This is a genomic window from Streptomyces sp. NPDC033177 (assembly GCF_055577715.1).
This window is the reverse complement of the sequence record NZ_JBVIPS010000002.1, coordinates 1,123,396-1,141,720: the sequence shown is the minus strand read 5'-3', so window position 1 is coordinate 1,141,720 and position 18,325 is coordinate 1,123,396. Positions and strand designations below refer to the sequence as shown.

Genomic DNA, 18,325 nt, shown 5'->3' with positions numbered 1-18,325 from the left:
CAGGCCCCCCGTCCGTTGACGTATCGGCAGACCTCCCGGCGCGGCCCGCTCCTCGCTTACGATGGCCGTTGCCCTATGAGTAAACCGACCATGCCAGGCCCGACCGGCAAGGAGACCAACCCCCGTGTCCGTCCTCTCGAAGATCATGCGTGCAGGCGAAGGCAAGATCCTGCGCAAGCTGCACCGCATCGCGGACCAGGTCAACTCCATCGAAGAGGACTTCGTCAGCCTCTCCGACGCCGAGCTGCGCGCGCTGACCGAGGAGTACAAGGAGCGTTACGCCGACGGCGAGACCCTTGACGACCTCCTCCCCGAAGCCTTCGCCACGGTCCGTGAGGCCGCCAAGCGCGTCCTCGGCCAGCGGCACTACGACGTCCAGATGATGGGCGGCGCCGCGCTGCACCTCGGCTACGTGGCCGAGATGAAGACCGGTGAGGGCAAGACGCTCGTCGGCACCCTCCCCGCGTACCTCAACGCCCTGTCGGGCAAGGGTGTGCACCTGATCACGGTCAACGACTACCTGGCCGAGCGCGACTCCGAGATGATGGGCCGCGTCCACAAGTTCCTGGGCCTGAGCGTCGGCTGCATCATCGCCAACATGACGCCGGCCCAGCGCCGCGAGCAGTACGCCAGCGACATCACGTACGGCACGAACAACGAATTCGGCTTCGACTACCTGCGCGACAACATGGCGTGGTCGAAGGAAGAACTGGTGCAGCGCGGCCACAACTTCGCGATCGTCGACGAGGTCGACTCGATCCTGGTCGACGAGGCCCGTACACCGCTGATCATCTCCGGCCCCGCCGACCAGGCCACCAAGTGGTACGGCGACTTCGCCAAGTTGGTCACCCGTCTCACCAAGGGCGAGGCGGGCAACACCCTCAAGGGCATCGAGGAGACCGGGGACTACGAGGTCGACGAGAAGAAGCGCACCGTCGCCATCCACGAGCCCGGTGTCGCCAAGGTCGAGGACTGGCTGGGCATCGACAACCTGTACGAGTCGGTCAACACGCCGCTCGTGGGTTACCTGAACAACGCCATCAAGGCCAAGGAACTCTTCAAGAAGGACAAGGACTACGTCGTCATCGACGGCGAAGTCATGATCGTTGACGAGCACACCGGCCGTATCCTCGCCGGCCGCCGCTACAACGAGGGCATGCACCAGGCGATCGAGGCGAAGGAAGGGGTGGACATCAAGGACGAGAACCAGACGCTCGCGACGATCACCCTGCAGAACTTCTTCCGCCTCTACAAGCGTCACGACCACGACGGCAAGGAGACCCCCGGTCTCTGCGGCATGACCGGTACGGCCATGACCGAGGCCGCCGAGTTCCACCAGATCTACAAGCTGGGCGTCGTGCCGATCCCGACGAACCGGCCCATGGTCCGCGCCGACCAGTCGGACCTGATCTACCGCACCGAGGTCGCGAAGTTCGCCGCCGTCGTCGACGACATCGCCGAGAAGCACGAGCAGGGCCAGCCGATCCTGGTCGGCACGACCTCCGTGGAGAAGTCGGAGTACCTCTCCCAGCAGCTCTCCAAGCGTGGCGTCCAGCACGAGGTGCTCAACGCGAAGCAGCACGACCGTGAGGCGCCGATCATCGCCCAGGCCGGCCGCAAGGGCGCCGTCACCGTCGCCACGAACATGGCCGGACGAGGCACGGACATCAAGCTCGGCGGCAACCCCGACGACCTCGCCGAGGCGGAGCTGCGCCAGCGCGGCCTCGACCCCGTCGAGCATGTCGAGGAGTGGGCCGCCGCGCTGCCCGCCGCCCTGGAGAAGGCCGAGCGGTCCGTGAAGGCGGAGTTCGAGGAGGTCAAGAGCCTGGGCGGGCTTTACGTCCTCGGCACCGAGCGCCACGAGTCGCGCCGCATCGACAACCAGCTGCGCGGTCGTTCCGGCCGTCAGGGCGACCCCGGCGAGTCCCGCTTCTACCTCTCGCTCGGCGACGACCTGATGCGCCTGTTCAAGGCCCAGATGGTCGAGCGCGTGATGGCCATGGCGAACGTCCCGGACGACGTGCCGATCGAGAACAAGATGGTGACGCGCGCGATCGCGTCCGCCCAGTCGCAGGTCGAGCAGCAGAACTTCGAAACGCGTAAGAACGTCCTGAAGTACGACGAGGTCCTCAACCGCCAGCGCGAGGTCATCTACGGCGAGCGTCGCCGAGTCCTGGAGGGCGAGAACCTCCAGGAGCAGGTCACGCACTTCATGGACGACACGATCGACGCGTACATCGCGGCGGAGACCGCCGAGGGCTTCGCCGAGGAGTGGGACCTGGACCGGCTGTGGGGCGCCTTCAAGCAGCTCTACCCGGTGAAGGTCACCATCGATGAGCTGGAGGAGGACGCGGGTGACCGCGCGGGTCTGACCGCCGAGTTCATCTCCGACTCCATCAAGGACGACATCCACCAGCAGTACGAGGCGCGTGAGGAGCAGCTCGGCTCCGAGATCATGCGTGAGCTGGAGCGACGCGTGGTCCTCTCGGTACTCGACCGCAAGTGGCGCGAGCACCTCTACGAGATGGACTACCTCCAGGAGGGCATCGGCCTGCGGGCCATGGCGCAGAAGGACCCGCTGGTCGAGTACCAGCGCGAGGGCTTCGACATGTTCAACGCCATGATGGACGGCATCAAGGAAGAGTCCGTCGGCTACCTGTTCAACCTGGAGGTCCAGGTCGAGCAGCAGGTCGAGGAGGTTCCGGTGTCGGACTCCGCCGCGGCCGGCGCTTCCCTGCAGAAGAAGGACGCCGTTCCCGCCGGTGGCGGCCGTCCCGAGATCCGCGCCAAGGGTCTTGAGGCTCCGCAGCGCCCCGACCGTCTGCACTTCCAGGCGCCGAACGCCGAGGGCGGGGTCGACGAGGGTGACTTCGAGACCGAGGACGCCGGTGTGCGTTCGGAGTCCGATGGCATGACCCGCGCGGAGCGGCGCAAGGCCCAGAAGGGCGGGCGTCGCCGCAAGAAGTAGCCGCGGGCGGCTTTGGGCAGTTCTTCGGGGGTCGGGCGCTGTGGCGCTCGGCCCCCTTTGCCGTGCGCTTTGCCGTGGGCCCTTGTCGTGGGCTTTTGTCGTGCGCCGCTACCTGGCCGGGGCTCCCACCTCCACCGCCGTGCAGCGCCACCTCTGGTCCGCGCCCAGGTGCAGGCGGAAGGCCAGGGCCCTGAGGGCGGGGCCCGCGCCGATCCTCGCGAACACCTCGTAGACGCCGGGGCGCGGTTCGTAGTGGCCGATCCGGTGGATGGTGGGGCGGCGGCCGTTGACGGTCAGGGGGGTCTGCTCGGCGAGGCGGGTCAGGTCGTCGAAGGCGGTGTGCGCGATGTGGCGTGCCGCCCAGTGGACCGGCTTCTGGCCGCTGAGCACCAGGAGCAGCCGCTCGGTGAAGAGCTCCGTGGGGTGCGGTGGGGGCTGGGGCGGTGTCCTGAGGGGGCGTACCGGGCGCGTGGGGGTGCGGGGGGCGGTGCGCGGGGCGCGTGTCGCTGAGGGGTGGCGGGGGTCTGTGCGGCCCGGTGGGCGGGTGGTCACCGGGCGGGAGCGGGGCCTGGTCATTACCTTCTGCATGCCGTGTCGCCTCCGGCTTCGCTGGCCCGGTCGCGGTTGTACCGGGGAGTAACTTCCGTCGGAGATCTTGTACGGGGGGCGGGGTGGGGGATGCAAGGAGGCGCCGGTGGTGGGGGCGGGGCTCGGGGAGTCACCTATCAGGGTGATCGGGGGGCTCCGGATCCTTGCAGGCGTTGGGGTGTGCCGGGTGAAGGGCGGGGGTGTGGGGTGACGCGGGGGGCGGGTGTGGGGGGCAGCTCGAAGGGGGACTCCCGGACGTATTCTGGGGGCCTGTTTCAGGTGCCTTCAGGTGGCTTCCGGTGCCTTCAGGATTTGTGCTTCCGACTGTGAAAGCGGGCCGTCATGCGCGTCTACGTTCCCCTGACCCTCAACCGCCTCGCCGAGGTGCACAAGGCGGGCGAGCTGGGGGCCGAGACCGCCTCGCTGAGCGCCTACGCCGTGACGCCCGCGCTGCGTGAGTGGTGCGGCTCCGACGACACCGAGGAACTGGAGTACGCGGCCCTGAGCCAGGCCGCGGCGGCTTCGCTGGGGCTGATCGCCGGCGACTCGGGGGCGGCTCGGCGCAGGGTCGTGCTGGCCGCGGACGTGCCGGACGGTGCGCTTGGGCAGGGGGCGCCCGTGGGTGCGCTCGGTGAGGTGCGGGTCGACGGGGTGCTGCCGTTGAAGAAGGTCGCCGCCGTGCATGTGGATGCGGAGGAGGCTGCGGCGGAGGTTGCCGCGGCGCTGGAGGGTGGGGGCGAGGTTGAGGACCACGAGCTGCTGTGGTTCGCGACGCAGGAGATTTCTGGGCTGATTGCCTGAGGGGTCCCTGCGGGGCTTTGGTCTGGGGTGCCCTGCGGCTTTCCCTGCACGAACGAGCCTCTCCCGCCCACCCGCCCGTTTGCCCCGCATCCGACTCTGGGCGAACAAGCCCTCCCGCCCACCCGCCCGATTGCCCCGCATCCGACTCTGGACGAACAAGCCCTCCTGCCCACCCGCCCGATTGCCCCGGATCCGGTCCTGGGCGGGTACCGTTTTGGCATGGGGAAGCTGGCGCGTGGGGCGCATATCGTGTGGGACTGGAACGGGACTCTGCTGCATGACATCGATGCGGTGATCGAGTCCACCAACGCCTCGTTCGAGGAGATCGGGCTCGAGCCGATCACGCTCGAGCGGTATCGGGATCTCTACTGCGTTCCCGTCCCGCTGTTCTACGAGCGGCTCATGGGACGCCTGCCCACGGACGCCGAATGGCAGGTCATGGACGCCGTGTTCCACAAGCACTACTGGGCGCGAGCCGCGGCCTGCGGTCTAGCCGATGGCGCCGCGCAACTGCTCGCCGACCGGCGGGCGGCCGGGCGTACGCAGTCGTTGCTCTCGCTCGCGCCGCACGAGCACCTCGTGCCGATCGTGCGGCGGCACGGGATCGAGGAGCACTTCGTGCGCATCGACGGCCGCATGGACACCTCCCACGCCGGCAAGGCCGAGCGGATGGTGCGCCACCTCGCGGCTCTCGAAGGAGTCACCGCCGCCGAGCGGATCGTCGTCATCGGGGACGCCGTCGATGACGCGGTCGCCGCCGCGCACGTGGGTGCGCAGGCCGTGCTCTACACCGGCGGCTCCCACAGCCGGGCCAGCCTGGAGGCCGTCGGGGTCGACGTTCCCGTGGTCGACAGTCTGGCCGAGGCCGTGGATGTCGCCGAGCGTCTGGCCGCCTAGGTCCCTGCCTGGGCTCCGCCTACGTCACCGGCGCCTTCGCCCGCAGCACCGTCAGGAATTCCCTCATCCAGCCCGAGTGGTCCGGCCACGCGCGGGCCGAGACCAGCGTGCCGTCGACCACGACCTCCGCGTCCCTGAACGTCGCGCCCGCCGTCTGCATGTCCAGCTCCAGGGCCGGATACGCCGTGACCGTGCGGCCGCTCAGGCCGCCGATCGCCGCGGTAAGGAGCGGGCCGTGGCAGATCTGGGCGACCGGCTTGTCCGCGTCGAAGAACGACTTGAGGATCTTGCGGAGCTCCGGGTCGTTGCGCAGATACTCCGGGGCCCGGCCGCCCGGGATCACCAGGGCGACGTACTGGCCGGGGTCGACCTCGGAGAAGGCGAGGTCCGCGGGCCAGGTGTAGCCGGGCTTCTCCGTGTACGTGTCGAAGCCCGGCTCGAAGTCGTGCACCACGAACCGCAGCGTCTTGCGGACGGGGGCGGCGATGTGGACGTCGTACCCCTCCTCGCGCAGCCGCTGGAAGGGGTAGAGGACTTCGAGTGACTCCGCTGCGTCGCCCGTCACAATGAGGATCTTGGCTGCCATCTCGGTGCTCGCTCCCACTCGCGCGCTGTCCGTCCGTCCCGCTCAACGTGCATCCGCTCGTCCGGTTTGCCAAGGGGGCCATCGGTCCGCAGAGAGGGGCCATCGCCGACAAGTGGCGCGAAAGTCTCTGTGCAGAGTGTCAAAGTTCCACCCCTGCTTTTGTACACATACGGCTCATGACGACTCCGGGGTGGAGGGCGATAGCCTTGTCCCGTGATCAGCGCGATATCCCGCGGGGGCGTGTACGCCCCCGCCCTGCGCCCGGGGAACACGGAGGACATCCGTGCCCGGGGCGTCGCTGACGCTTCTTCGCGGTGCGGCCAGCCAGATCATCCCGGCCATCGGTCAGCGAAACCGCTGAAAATGGCGGATAACCGCCCGCTCATCTCTCACCGCGGCATAACGTCGACTTCGACCGGAGACCCCGCGTCGTGGCGTTACGCCGGATCACTTCCTTATACGTCACGCAACGGCGCGCGACAGGAGTCAGAGGACAATGCAGACCAAGCTGGACGAAGCCAAAGCCGAGCTGCTCACACGGGCGGCCCGGGTAGCTGAGAACAGCCCGGCCGGTGGCCGCCTACCCAATGGGGCACCGACCGGGTCGAAGGGCGACGAGGCCACTCCTGACGAGGACATGGCCCTCTCGTTCCTCCAGCGCTACTACCTGCACACCGCCCCGGAAGACCTCGCCGACCGTGACCCGGTCGACGTCTTCGGAGCAGCCTTCTCCCACTACCGGCTTGCCGAGAACCGCCCGCAGGGCACGGCCAACGTCCGCGTGCACACCCCGACAGTCGAGGAGAACGGCTGGACGTGCAGCCACTCCGTCGTCGAGGTCGTCACGGACGACATGCCTTTCCTGGTCGACTCGGTCACCAATGAGCTCTCACGGCAGGGTCGCGGCATCCATGTCGTCATCCACCCCCAGGTCGTCGTACGGCGCGATCTGACCGGCAAGCTGCTCGAAGTCCTCACCGACCCCGGTACGGAGCGTCCGCACGACGCCGTCACCGAGTCCTGGATCCACGTCGAGACGGACCGCGAGACCGACCGCGCGGACCTGAAGCAGATCAGCGCCGATCTGCTCCGGATCCTGTCCGACGTACGCGAGACCGTCGAGGACTGGGAGAAGATGCGCGACGCCGCGCTGCGCATCGCCGACGAGCTCCCCACCGAGCCGACCGCGGACGACCTGCGCGACCAGGAGGTCGACGAGGCCCGCGAGCTCCTCCGCTGGCTCGCCGACAACCACTTCACCTTCCTGGGCTTCCGTGAGTACGACCTGACGGACGACGACTCGCTCGCCGCGGTCCCCGGCACCGGCCTCGGCATCCTGCGGGCCGACCCGAAGCACGACGGGGAGGAGGACCACCCGGTCAGCCCCTCCTTCAGCAGGCTGCCCGCGGACGCGCGTGCGAAGGCCCGCGAGCACAAGCTCCTCGTGCTCACCAAGGCGAACAGCCGTGCCACCGTGCACCGGCCCAGCTACCTCGACTACGTCGGCGTGAAGAAGTTCGACGGCGAGGGCAATGTCGTCGGTGAGCGGCGCTTCCTCGGGCTCTTCTCGTCCGCCGCGTACACCGAGTCCGTGCGCCGCGTGCCGGTCATCCGCCGCAAGGTCCAGGAAGTCCTCAAGGGCGCGGGCTTCTCGCCCAACAGCCACGACGGCCGCGACCTGCTCCAGATCCTGGAGACCTACCCCCGCGACGAGCTCTTCCAGACGCCGCCCGACGAGCTGCGCTCCATCGTCACGTCCGTGCTGTACCTCCAGGAGCGGCGACGGCTGCGGCTGTACCTGCGCAAGGACGAGTACGGGCGCTACTACTCCGCCCTCGTCTACCTGCCGCGTGACCGCTACACCACCGGCGTCCGGCTGCGGATCATCGACATCCTCAAGGAGGAGCTCGGCGGCACCAGCGTCGACTTCACCGCCTGGAACACCGAGTCGATCCTCTCCCGGCTGCACTTCGTGGTGCGTGTCGCGCCGGGCGGCGGGCTCCCGCAGCTCACCGACGCCGACACCGACCGCATCGAGGCGCGGCTCGTCGAGGCGGCCCGCTCCTGGGCCGACGGCTTCGCCGAGGCGCTGACCGCCGAGTGCGGTGAGGAGCGCGCCGCCGAGCTGCTCCGCCGCTACTCGGGCGCCTTCCCCGAGGGTTACAAGGCCGACCACTCGCCGCGGGCGGCCGTCGCCGACCTCCAGAACCTGGAGCAGCTCAAGCACGGGCACGAGGACTTCGCGCTCAGCCTCTACGAGCCGGTGGGTGCCGCCCCGGGCGAGCGCCGCTTCAAGATCTACCGTTCCGGCGCGCAGGTCTCGCTCTCCGCGGTCCTGCCGGTCCTCCAGCGCCTCGGCGTCGAGGTCACCGACGAGCGGCCCTACGAGCTGCGCTGCACGGACCGCACGAACGCGTGGATCTACGACTTCGGTCTGCGCCTGCCCAAGGCGCAGAACGGCAACGGCGACTACCTGGGTGACGACGGCCGCGAGCGCTTCCAGGAGGCCTTCTCCGCCGCCTGGACGGGCGAGGCCGAGGTCGACGGGTTCAACTCGCTCGTCCTGCGGGCCGGGCTCAACTGGCGCCAGGCGATGGTCCTGCGCGCGTACGCCAAGTACCTGCGCCAGGCGGGCTCCACCTTCAGCCAGGACTACATGGAGGACACCCTCCTCAACAACGTCCACACCACCCGGTTGCTCGTCTCGCTCTTCGAGGCGCGGATGTCCCCGGACCGCCAGCGCGCCGGGACCGAGCTGACCGACGGGCTCCTGGAGGAGCTGGACGGGGCGCTCGACCAGGTCGCCTCCCTGGACGAGGACCGCATCCTGCGGTCCTTCCTCACCGTCATCAAGGCGACGCTGCGCACCAACTTCTTCCAGGAGGCGGAGGGCGGCAAGCCGCACAACTACGTCTCCATGAAGTTCGACCCGCAGGCCATCCCCGAGCTCCCCGCGCCGCGTCCGGCGTACGAGATCTGGGTGTACTCGCCGCGCGTCGAGGGCGTTCACCTGCGCTTCGGCAAGGTCGCCCGCGGTGGTCTTCGCTGGTCCGACCGGCGCGAGGACTTCCGCACGGAGATCCTCGGCCTGGTCAAGGCGCAGATGGTGAAGAACACCGTCATCGTGCCCGTCGGCGCCAAGGGCGGCTTCGTCGCCAAGCAGCTGCCCGACCCGTCCGTGGACCGTGACGCGTGGCTGGCCGAGGGCGTGGCCTGCTACAAGACGTTCATCTCGGCACTGCTCGACATCACCGACAACCTGGTCGCCGGTGAGGTCGTGCCGCCCGCGGACGTCGTGCGCCACGACGAGGACGACACGTACCTCGTCGTCGCCGCCGACAAGGGCACCGCGACGTTCTCGGACATCGCGAACGAGGTCGCCGAGTCGTACAACTTCTGGCTCGGCGACGCCTTCGCCTCCGGCGGCTCCGCCGGGTACGACCACAAGGGCATGGGCATCACCGCCCGCGGCGCCTGGGAGTCCGTCAAGCGGCACTTCCGGGAGCTGGGCACCGACACGCAGAGCGAGGACTTCACGGTCGTCGGCGTCGGCGACATGTCCGGTGACGTGTTCGGCAACGGCATGCTGCTGTCCGAGCACATCCGTCTGGTGGCCGCCTTCGACCACCGGCACATCTTCATCGACCCCAGGCCGGACGCCGCGACCTCGTACGCGGAGCGCCGCCGGCTCTTCGAGCTGCCGCGCAGTTCCTGGGCCGACTACAACAAGGAGCTGCTCTCCGCGGGCGGCGGGATCTTCCCGCGCAGCGCCAAGGCGATCCAGCTGAACGCCCACATCCGTGAGGCCCTCGGCATCGAGAAGGGCGTCGGCAAGATGACGCCGGCCGACCTGATGCAGACCATCCTCCAGGCGCCGGTTGACCTGCTGTGGAACGGCGGCATCGGTACGTACGTGAAGTCGTCGGCCGAGTCGAACAGCGACGTCGGCGACAAGGCGAACGACGCGATCCGTGTGAACGGCGCCGATCTGCGCGTCAAGGTCGTCGGCGAGGGCGGCAACCTCGGCCTGACCCAGCTCGGCCGCATCGAGTTCGCGCAGGCCGGCGGGCGCATCAACACCGACGCCATCGACAACAGCGCGGGCGTGGACACCTCCGACCACGAGGTGAACATCAAGATCCTGCTGAACGCGGTCGTCGGCGCCGGTGACATGACCGTCAAGCAGCGCAACACGTTCCTCGCCGCGATGACGGACGAGGTCGGCACCCTGGTCCTGCGCAACAACTACGCGCAGAACACCGCCCTGTCGAACGCGGTCGCCCAGTCCCCGTCCCTCCTCCACGCCCACCAGCGCTTCATGCGCCGCCTGGGCCGTGACGGTCACCTGAACAGGGGCCTGGAGTTCCTGCCCACCGACCGGCAGATCCGTGAGCTCCTGAACTCCGGCCGCGGGCTCAGCCAGCCCGAGCTCGCCGTGCTCCTCGCGTACACGAAGATCACGGCGGCCGACGAGCTGATCCATACGACGCTGCCGGACGACGAGTACCTGCGCGGGCTGCTGCACGCGTACTTCCCGAAGGCCCTGCGGGAGAAGTTCCCGGAGCAGGTCGACGGGCACGCGCTGCGCCGCGAGATCGTCACCACGGTGCTCGTCAACGACACGGTGAACACGGGTGGTTCGACGTTCCTGCACCGGCTGCGTGAGGAGACCGGGGCCTCCCTGGAGGAGATCGTCAGGGCGCAGCTCGCGGCCCGCGAGATCTTCGGTCTGAGCAAGGTCTGGGACGCGGTCGAGGCGCTCGACAACGTGGTGACGGCCGACGTGCAGACGCAGATCCGGCTGCACTCGCGCCGCCTCGTCGAGCGTGGCACGCGCTGGCTGCTCAACAACCGGCCGCAGCCGCTCCAGCTCGCCGAGACCATCGACTTCTTCCGTCAGGGTGTCGCCGAGGTCTGGACCGAGCTGCCGAAGCTGCTGAGCGGCTCCGACCAGGAGTGGTACCAGAGCATCCGCGACGAGCTGGTGGGCTCGGGAGTCCCCGACGAACTGGCGCAGCGCGTCGCCGGGTTCTCGTCGGCCTTCCCGTCGCTCGACATCGTGGCGATCGCCGACCGTACGGACAAGGACCCGATGGCGGTCGCCGAGGTGTACTACGACCTCGCGGACCGGCTGCGGATCACCCAGCTCATGGACCGCATCATCGAGCTGCCGCGGGCCGACCGCTGGCAGTCGATGGCGCGTGCGTCGATCCGCGAGGACCTGTACGCGGCGCACGCCGCCCTGACGGCCGACGTGCTGGCCGCCGGGAACGGCGAGGACACTCCCGAGCAGCGCTTCAAGGCCTGGGAGGAGAAGAACGCGGCGATCCTGAGCCGGTCGCGGTCGACGCTGGACGAGATCCAGAGCTCGGACGCCTTCGACCTGGCGAACCTGTCGGTCGCCATGCGGACGATGCGGACGCTGCTGCGTTCGCACACGTAGTCCGTCGTACGTCGATGGGGGCGCCCCGGGCCTGATGGCTCGGGGCGCCCCCCCTTTTTTCACGCGTGGTGGCTCGCGCGCGACCCTATAGCGGCACCTCCGTAAGCCATTCACACCCCCTCGAAGGGTGCTAATCGGGCATTAGCGATAATTAGTAGGAGGAGCTGGCATCTGACTGGAGGGACACATGGGAGCGATAGGTGAGCGGGGGACGCCGGGGGAGCGACCCGATGTGTCCGTCGTGGTGATCGTCTACAACGACGCCGAGCGGCTGCCGGCCGCCGTGCGGTCGGTGCTCGACCAGACGCTGCACGGCGTCGAGGTCGTCATCGTCGACGACTGCAGCACGGACGGTTCGTACGAGGCGGCGCAGCGCATGGCCGCCGAGCACCCCGAGCGGGTGCGGGCCTACCAGCTGCCGGAGAACAGCGGGGGATGCGGCGAGCCCCGCAACGTGGGCATCGGCCACACCGTCGGCAGCCACGTGATGTTCCTGGACAGCGACGACGTCCTGGAGCGCAACGCCTGCCGCAACCTCCTCGAAGCCGCCGAGCGCGACGGCTCCGACATCGTCTCCGGGCTCTGCGTACGGGTGCACATGGACACGCGCAACAAGAAGCGCGAGCAGTGGTACCCGTGGCTGTACGCCAGGACCCGCACCCTGGAATCCGTCGAGGAGCTGACCGACCTGTTCGTCTGGGACACGCTGTCCACGAACAAGCTCTACCGGCGCGACTTCCTCGTCGAGAACGGCCTGCGCTTCCTGAAAGGGATGTTCTACGAGGACCTGATGTTCATCGCGGAGGCCTACCTCGCCGCCGGGCGCATCACGCTCATACCGAACCAGGTCTACTTCTGGCACGTCTACGCGCGGGGCCCGGTGAAGTCGGTGAGCAACCGACGCCACGAGATGGTCAACTTCCAGCACCGGATGGAGATCCACCGCCGGATCGACGCACTGCTCGCGGAGCGCGGCCTCGACGAGGTGCGGCTCGCCAAGGACGTCAAGTACCTCAAGCACGACCTGGTGCTCCACCTGCGCGACCTGCCGTTCCGTGACGCCGCCTACCGGCAGGAGTTCGCCGGGCTCGCCCGCGACTATCTCGCCGGGATCGACCACGCCGCGTACGACGAGGTGCAGCCGATTCAGGCCATCTGCGCCTACCTCCTGGAGCAGGGCGACTGGCCGAACCTGCTGCCCGCCGTCGACACCCTCACCAACCGCGACAAGGTCTCCGCACCGCTCGCCGAGCGGGACGGGCGCGTGTACTGGTGTGCCGAGCATCTCGACGACCCGCTCGGCCGCCACGTCCTGGACGTGACCGAGCTCGGCTATCACACCAAGCGGCTCGACCAGATGTTCCTGCGCAACGTCCTGACGCGGTACGAGGAGTCCGCGGGGACCGTCCGCATGGCGGGCCGCGTCACCAACCCGCTCGGCGTCGTCGGCCCGGACGCCGTGCTCACCGCCGACCTTGAGTTCAGCGCGCGACGCCGCAGCCTGCAGACGTTCCGCTTCCCGGTCTCCGCCGTGCGGTACGAGGGGGACGCCCTCGTCTGGGAGGCCACCGTCGACCTCGCGCGGCGCCTGCGCCCGCTCGGTGTCGTCGACGCGGTGTGGGACGTGCGCCTGCATCTGACCGCCGACGGCGTGCGCACCAGGACGCGGCTCACCGCCTGCGACCCGGGGCTCGCCGAGGGAAAGCTCCCCGTGCGGCCGCGGCTGACCCGCCTTGTCGCCGACCACATGGAGCCCGAGGTCTCGCAGCGCGGACACCTCGCGTTCCGGCTCGTCACGCGGGAGACGGCGAGCGGCCGGATCCAGGACCTCGTGGCGCGCGGCACACAGGGCGTACCGGGGCGGCTCGCCAAGTCCGGCGTCCGCAAGGCCAAGAAGCTGCGCAAGGACATCACCTCCGGGCAGAGCAAACTGCGCGTGTACGACGAGGTGTTCAGCCGCCTGCCGGTGAAGAAGGGCACGGTCGTCTTCGAGAGCCACCTCGGCAAGCAGTACAGCGACAGCCCCCGGGCGATCTACGAGGAGATGCGGCGCCAGGGCCTCGACTTCGACGCCGTGTGGTCCTATGCCGGGGATCCGAAGGGCTTCCCCGAGGACGCCACGCTGGTGCGGCGCTGGTCGCTGCCGTATCTGAAGGCCCTCGCGCAGGCCGAGTTCTGGGTCGACAACCAGAGCTACCCGCTCAAGCTCACCAAGCGGCCCGGGACGACGTACATCCAGACCTGGCACGGCTCGGCGCTCAAGCGCATGGGCTTCGACGAGCCCGCCTGGAAGCTGCGCAGCAAGGCCAGGCAGGACGAGCAGGAGCGGGTGCTCGACCGCTTCGACCGCTTCCTGATCCGCTCCGAGCACGACGTGCGGACCCTCGCCAAGGCGCTGCGCCTGAAGGAGAAGGTGCTGCTCAGGGTCGGTTATCCGCGCAATGACGCGCTGGTGCGGGCCAAGCGCGCCGAGGACGCGAGCGGAGTGCGCGAACGCGGTCCGCTGGCAGCGGAGTTGGGCATCCCGGAGGACAAGCAGGTGCTGTTGTACGCGCCGACCTTCCGACGGCACGGCGGCCGGCACGGACGCTTTGAACTGCCCTTCGACGTCGAGCGGTTCGCGGAGGAGTTCGGCGACCGCTACGTGCTGCTCGTCCGCTCGCACTACCTCAACCACGTGGTGCTCCCGCCGTCCGTGCGCGGCAGCGTCATCGATGTCTCCGCGCACCACGACGTCACGCCGCTCTACGAACTCGCGGACGCGATGATCACCGACTACTCGTCCGTGATGTTCGACTACGCGCTCCTCGACCGGCCGATGGTCTTCTTCACGTACGACTACGAGGAGTACGTCCACGAAGGCCGCGGCACCTACTTCGACCTGCGGGAACGGGCCCCCGGGCCGGTGGTCGACACCGAGGAGGAGCTGTTCGGGGCGCTGAAGGCGCTGGACGAGCATGTCCTCGAGTACGCGGCCGCACGGGAGCGGTTCGTGGCCGAGTTCGGTGAGTACGACCGGGGCGACGCCGCCAAGAGCATCGTCGATCAGTTCTTCTCGCACTGGAGCGGCAAGTGAGTCACACAGCGGAGCAGACGCGGGACATATTCTTCGTCTCCAACAGCGTCGACGAGCTGGGCGGGGTCACCAGTTGGTCCCACCAGATGGCACGCCTCTTCGTCGGGCGCGGCCACCGTGTGCACGTCGTCGGCATCACGGAACCCGACGTACCGCAGGACATCGGCACGGACCTGCCGTACCCCACCACGACGCTGTACGACGAGCACCCGCCGCGCGTCGGACCGGCCCGCGGCATCAAGGGGCGGCTGAACGTGGCCCAGCACCGGCAGCGCACGCGGCGCGAGCAGGGCATGCACGAGCAGGCCGCCAAGCTGACCGCGTTCTTCGCGCGGGCCCGGCCCGGAGCCGTCGTCATCGTCACGCAGGTGTGGGCGATGGAGTGGGTCGAACTCGCCGACACCACCGGCATGTCGGTCATCGGCATGAGCCATGAGTCGTTCGCGTACTCGCGGGGGTGCTCGCGCTTCGGGCGGGTGAAGAAGCACTACAAGGACGTCGACCGGATGCTCGCGCTGACCCGTGAGGACGCCGACCTGTGGATCAGACAGGGCATGGACAACGCGGCCTTCATGCCGAACCCGCTGCCGTTCATGCCTGATGTGCCCTCGCGGCGCACGGAGAAGGTCGTCACGAGCATCGGCCGCCTGCACGACCAGAAGGGCATCGACATGCTCCTCGACACCTGGGCGGAGGTCGCGCCGCTGCACCCGGACTGGAAGCTGCGGATCTACGGCTCCGGCGAGGACGAGGAGATCCTCAAGAAGCAGTGCACGTCCCTCGGCCTCGACGGCTCCGTGGAGTGGATGGGCCGCACGGACGACGTGCCGGAAGCGCTGCGTGGCGGGTCGGTCTTCGTGCAGTCGTCGCGGGGCGAGGGTTTCCCGCTCGCGCTGATGGAGGCCATGGCGACCGCCGTGCCGTGCGCGGCCTTCGACTGCGCGCCCGGCGTGCACGAGATCGTGCAGGACGGTGTGGACGGACTGCTGGCGCGGCTCGGCAACACGGCTGAACTGGCGCGCAGGCTCGACACGTTGATGTCCGACAAGGAGCTGCGGGACCGGATGGGGGAGCTGGCCAGGGTGAACATCCAGCGCTACACGACGGATGAAGTCGTGCGGCGCTGGGAGGAGTTGTTCGCGTTCCTGGAGCGGTGAGGCGGGAGGCCCCCGGGGTTACTTCTTGCCGCCGGTGAAGCCCTCGTACTCCTTCAGGACGTCCGCCGTCGGGCCGTCCATGCGCAGCTCGCCGTGCTCCAGCCAGAGCACGCGCTCGCAGGTGTCGCGGATCGACTTGTTGTTGTGGCTGACCAGGAAGACCGTGCCCGCGCGCTTGCGCAGCTCGCGGATGCGGGCCTCCGAGCGCTTCTGGAAGGAGCGGTCGCCGGTCGCCAGGGCCTCGTCGATGAGCAGGACGTCGTGGTCCTTGGCGGAGCCGATGGAGAAGCGGAGCCTGGCCGCCATGCCGGAGGAGTACGTACGCATCGGGAGGGTGATGAAGTCGCCCTTCTCGTTGATCCCGGAGAAGTCGACGATGTCCTGGTAGCGCTCCTGGACCTGCTCGCGGGACATGCCCATCGCCAGGCCGCCGAGCCGGACGTTGCGCTCGCCGGTGAGGTCGTTCATCAGGGCCGCGTTCACGCCGAGCAGGGAGGGCTGGCCGTCGGTGAAGATGCGGCCGTGCTCGACTGGCAGGAGCCCCGCGACCGCCTTCAGGAGGGTCGACTTGCCCGAGCCGTTGGTGCCGATCAGGCCGATGGCCTCGCCCTTGTGGGCGGTGAAGGACACCTTCCTGACGGCGTGCACCTTGCGTACGCCGGACTCCTCGCCGTCCTTCCCGCCCCGCTTCAGGATGCGGCCGAGCGCGGCGGTCGCGCTGCCGCGGCCCGCGGTGGCACCCGCGCCGTGTACGCGGTAGACGATGTCGACCTGGTCGACGATGACGGTGGGGGCGTTGTCATTCCGGTCATTCCTGGTGTCAGCCACGGCCGTACGTCTCCTCTGCCTTCCAGAAGTAGATGAACCCGCCGACGCCGGCGAGCAGCGCCCAGCCCACCGCCCACGCCCAGACGTGGTGCGGGAGCCGGCCCGCCTGGAAGCTGTCGATGAGCGCGAAGCGCATCAGGTCGATGTAGATCGCGGCCGGATTGCACTCCAGGAGGACCTTCAGCGCGTGCGGCAGGTGCTGGTCCTTGAGGACCGCGTCGATGCTCCACATCACCCCGGACACGTACATCCACGTGCGCAGCACGAACGGCATCAGCTGGGCGATGTCGGGCGTCTTGCTGCCCAGGCGGGCTACCACCAGGGCCAGGCCCGTGTTGAACGTGAACTGCAGGAGCAGGACGGGGACCACGAGGAGCCAGGACAGGCTCGGCGGGACGCCGAAGCAGAGCAGGATCACGATCAGCGCGCCCATGGAGAACAGGAGCTGCTGGAGCTGTTGCAGGCTGAACGAGATCGGTAGCGCGGCCCGCGGGAAGTGCAGGGCGCGGACCAGGCCGAGGTTGCCCGCGATGGCGCGGGTGCCGGCCATCACCGAGCTCTGCGTGAACGTGAAGATGAAGACGCCGGTGACCAGGAACGGGACGTAGTCAGGGACGTCGTGCTTGGTGTTCATCAGCACGCCGAAGATGAAGTAGTAGACCGCCGCGTTCAGGAGCGGCGTCATCACCTGCCAGACCTGGCCGAGCTTCGCCTGGCTGTACTGGGCGGTGAGCTTGGCGGTCGCGAAGGCGGTGATGAAGTGGCGGCGCTGCCACAGCTGCCGGACGTACCCGGGGAGTGTGGGGCGGGCGCCGCTGACGGTCAGGCCGTGGCGGGCCGCGAGCTCGGCCGGGTCGGGGGCCGGGTCCGCTGTGCGGGGTGGTGCGTCGAGGACCTGACTCACTTCCGCGGCTCCTTACTCGTTACGTCGGGACGGACCCGTATCGTCGCATCGTCGAGAGTAGGACGATGTGACGTCGGAACGCAACCGTATCGTCGTCACGTTCTATGCTGTCCGTATGACGACGAGCAGGCCAGGAGATGAACAGCCCCGCCGCAGGGCGCCCGCGGGCGCGGCGGTGCTCCGCGAGGATGTGACCGAGGCCATCAGGGCCGCCGTCTTCGAGGAGCTGGCGGCGGTCGGGTACGCGCGCATGTCCATCGAGGGCATCGCGCGCCGCGCGGGCGTCGGCAAGACCGCCGTCTACCGGCGCTGGCGTTCCAAGCTGCACCTCGTGCTCGACCTGGTGTCGGCGATAGCGGTCCAGGGCCTGCCGATGCCGGACAGCGGCTCACTGGAGGGCGACCTGCGGCTGCTGTACGAGGTGACGTCACGCGCCCTGCGGCACCCCGTGGCCTCGCAGGTGATCCCCGACCTCCAGGCGGAGGCGGCACGCAACCCGGAGATCGCGGAGGCCATGCAGAAGGCCCTGCGCGAGGGGCAGCACGGGGTGGCGAACGGCATCGTGCGGGCCGCAGTGGCGCGAGGCGAGGTACGGGACGGGGTGGACGAGGACCTCGCCCTCGACCTGGTGTCGGGCCCGCTCTACTGGCGGTCCGTGGTGGTGCGGGCCGAGCTCCCCAAGGGCTACCTGGCCAGCCTCGCCACGGCTACGGCGGCGGCGCTGCGGGCGCTGTGAGGGCGCCTCGGGACCGGGTCAGGCCCGCTTTTCCTGCCTCTCCCGCTTCTCCCGCAGCAGGAACAGGGCCGCGGCCGAGCCGAGCGTGACGACGCCGGTGCCCACGCTGATCAGGACCTGCTTCACCCCGTCGAAGGCCAAGCTGGTGGAGACGTTGGTGACCAGGGCGAGCGCGAAGACGATCCAGAGCAGGGGCTTCATGGGGCGGTGCCTTTCAAGTCGGGTGCGGGGAGCGGGGCGTGTTCCGCTGCGAGAGCAACTCTGGCTGGGAGTGGGCCGCGTGGCGAGGGTGCGCTCTCCCGAGGCGGGGGTGTAGCCAGCTACACCCCGGCCCGGGAGCG

General features: G+C 69.0%; 12 protein-coding genes. 7 read left to right on the top strand and 5 right to left on the bottom strand.

Going from position 1 to position 18,325, the window contains the following annotated elements:
* The first annotated feature begins 124 nt into the window (after positions 1-124).
* Entirely contained in the window at positions 125-2,968 is a 2,844-nt protein-coding gene (gene secA, locus ACZ5U5_RS11090; RefSeq protein ID WP_469019255.1) for a preprotein translocase subunit SecA, read from the top strand.
* A gap of 108 nt (positions 2,969-3,076) precedes the next feature.
* Here secA and ACZ5U5_RS11085 read toward each other — a convergent pair whose 3' ends face one another.
* Positions 3,077-3,556 carry an Rv3235 family protein gene (locus ACZ5U5_RS11085; RefSeq protein WP_469019252.1) on the bottom strand — a complete coding sequence of 160 codons (480 nt, stop codon included), beginning with the start codon at positions 3,554-3,556 and terminating at the stop codon, positions 3,077-3,079.
* Positions 3,557-3,898: 342 nt separating this feature from the next.
* On the opposite strand from ACZ5U5_RS11085, the gene ACZ5U5_RS11080 reads away from it, so the two are divergent.
* Positions 3,899-4,357: a DUF6912 family protein gene (locus ACZ5U5_RS11080; protein WP_469019250.1), complete on the top strand. Its 459-nt coding sequence runs from the start codon at positions 3,899-3,901 to the stop codon at positions 4,355-4,357.
* 219 nt (positions 4,358-4,576) lie between these two features.
* Positions 4,577-5,254 carry an HAD family hydrolase gene (locus ACZ5U5_RS11075; RefSeq protein WP_469019248.1) on the top strand — a complete coding sequence of 226 codons (678 nt, stop codon included), beginning with the start codon at positions 4,577-4,579 and terminating at the stop codon, positions 5,252-5,254.
* 19 nt (positions 5,255-5,273) lie between these two features.
* Here the strand turns inward: ACZ5U5_RS11075 and ACZ5U5_RS11070 are convergent, their stop codons facing one another.
* A complete protein-coding gene (locus ACZ5U5_RS11070) occupies positions 5,274-5,840 on the bottom strand; it encodes a DJ-1/PfpI family protein (protein WP_469019245.1) in 567 nt (188 codons plus the stop codon).
* A gap of 496 nt (positions 5,841-6,336) precedes the next feature.
* Between ACZ5U5_RS11070 and ACZ5U5_RS11065 the strand changes: the two genes are divergently transcribed.
* From ACZ5U5_RS11065 to ACZ5U5_RS11055, 3 genes are all read left to right on the top strand, one after another.
* On the top strand, positions 6,337-11,283 hold the full coding sequence (locus ACZ5U5_RS11065) for an NAD-glutamate dehydrogenase (protein ID WP_469019243.1): 4,947 nt from the start codon (positions 6,337-6,339) through the stop codon (positions 11,281-11,283).
* Between the two features lie 187 nt (positions 11,284-11,470).
* On the top strand, positions 11,471-14,359 hold the full coding sequence (locus ACZ5U5_RS11060) for a bifunctional glycosyltransferase/CDP-glycerol:glycerophosphate glycerophosphotransferase (RefSeq protein WP_469019241.1): 2,889 nt from the start codon (positions 11,471-11,473) through the stop codon (positions 14,357-14,359).
* Positions 14,356-15,516, top strand: a complete 1,161-nt coding sequence (locus tag ACZ5U5_RS11055) for a glycosyltransferase (protein WP_469019238.1) — start codon at positions 14,356-14,358, stop codon at positions 15,514-15,516. The genes ACZ5U5_RS11060 and ACZ5U5_RS11055 overlap by 4 nt, the downstream gene beginning before the upstream one ends.
* A gap of 18 nt (positions 15,517-15,534) precedes the next feature.
* On the opposite strand, the gene ACZ5U5_RS11050 is transcribed toward ACZ5U5_RS11055, so the two are convergent.
* Both ACZ5U5_RS11050 and ACZ5U5_RS11045 read right to left on the bottom strand, forming a co-directional pair.
* Positions 15,535-16,344 carry an ABC transporter ATP-binding protein gene (locus ACZ5U5_RS11050; protein WP_469019236.1) on the bottom strand — a complete coding sequence of 270 codons (810 nt, stop codon included), beginning with the start codon at positions 16,342-16,344 and terminating at the stop codon, positions 15,535-15,537.
* Positions 16,337-17,248 carry an ABC transporter permease gene (locus ACZ5U5_RS11045; RefSeq protein ID WP_469019233.1) on the bottom strand — a complete coding sequence of 304 codons (912 nt, stop codon included), beginning with the start codon at positions 17,246-17,248 and terminating at the stop codon, positions 16,337-16,339. The genes ACZ5U5_RS11050 and ACZ5U5_RS11045 overlap by 8 nt, the downstream gene beginning before the upstream one ends.
* 115 nt (positions 17,249-17,363) lie before the next feature.
* Between ACZ5U5_RS11045 and ACZ5U5_RS11040 the strand changes: the two genes are divergently transcribed.
* On the top strand, positions 17,364-17,984 hold the full coding sequence (locus tag ACZ5U5_RS11040) for a TetR/AcrR family transcriptional regulator (RefSeq protein ID WP_469019230.1): 621 nt from the start codon (positions 17,364-17,366) through the stop codon (positions 17,982-17,984).
* An 18-nt stretch (positions 17,985-18,002) separates the two neighbouring features.
* Here the strand turns inward: ACZ5U5_RS11040 and ACZ5U5_RS11035 are convergent, their stop codons facing one another.
* Positions 18,003-18,185 (bottom strand): hypothetical protein, encoded by a 183-nt coding sequence (locus ACZ5U5_RS11035; RefSeq protein ID WP_469019227.1) that lies wholly within the window; start codon positions 18,183-18,185, stop codon positions 18,003-18,005.
* Between the last annotated feature and the right edge of the window lie 140 nt (positions 18,186-18,325).

Bases quoted from the DNA above. Each gene is read 5' to 3' on its own strand.
- ACZ5U5_RS11085 (WP_469019252.1), bottom strand. From the start codon at position 3,556: ATGCAGAAGGTAATGACCAGGCCCCGCTCCCGCCCGGTGACCACCCGC.
- ACZ5U5_RS11080 (WP_469019250.1), top strand. From the start codon at position 3,899: ATGCGCGTCTACGTTCCCCTGACCCTCAACCGCCTCGCCGAGGTGCAC.
- ACZ5U5_RS11075 (WP_469019248.1), top strand. From the start codon at position 4,577: ATGGGGAAGCTGGCGCGTGGGGCGCATATCGTGTGGGACTGGAACGGG.
- ACZ5U5_RS11070 (WP_469019245.1), bottom strand. From the start codon at position 5,840: ATGGCAGCCAAGATCCTCATTGTGACGGGCGACGCAGCGGAGTCACTC.
- ACZ5U5_RS11065 (WP_469019243.1), top strand. From the start codon at position 6,337: ATGCAGACCAAGCTGGACGAAGCCAAAGCCGAGCTGCTCACACGGGCG.
- ACZ5U5_RS11060 (WP_469019241.1), top strand. From the start codon at position 11,471: ATGGGAGCGATAGGTGAGCGGGGGACGCCGGGGGAGCGACCCGATGTG.
- ACZ5U5_RS11040 (WP_469019230.1), top strand. From the start codon at position 17,364: ATGACGACGAGCAGGCCAGGAGATGAACAGCCCCGCCGCAGGGCGCCC.
- ACZ5U5_RS11035 (WP_469019227.1), bottom strand. From the start codon at position 18,185: ATGAAGCCCCTGCTCTGGATCGTCTTCGCGCTCGCCCTGGTCACCAAC.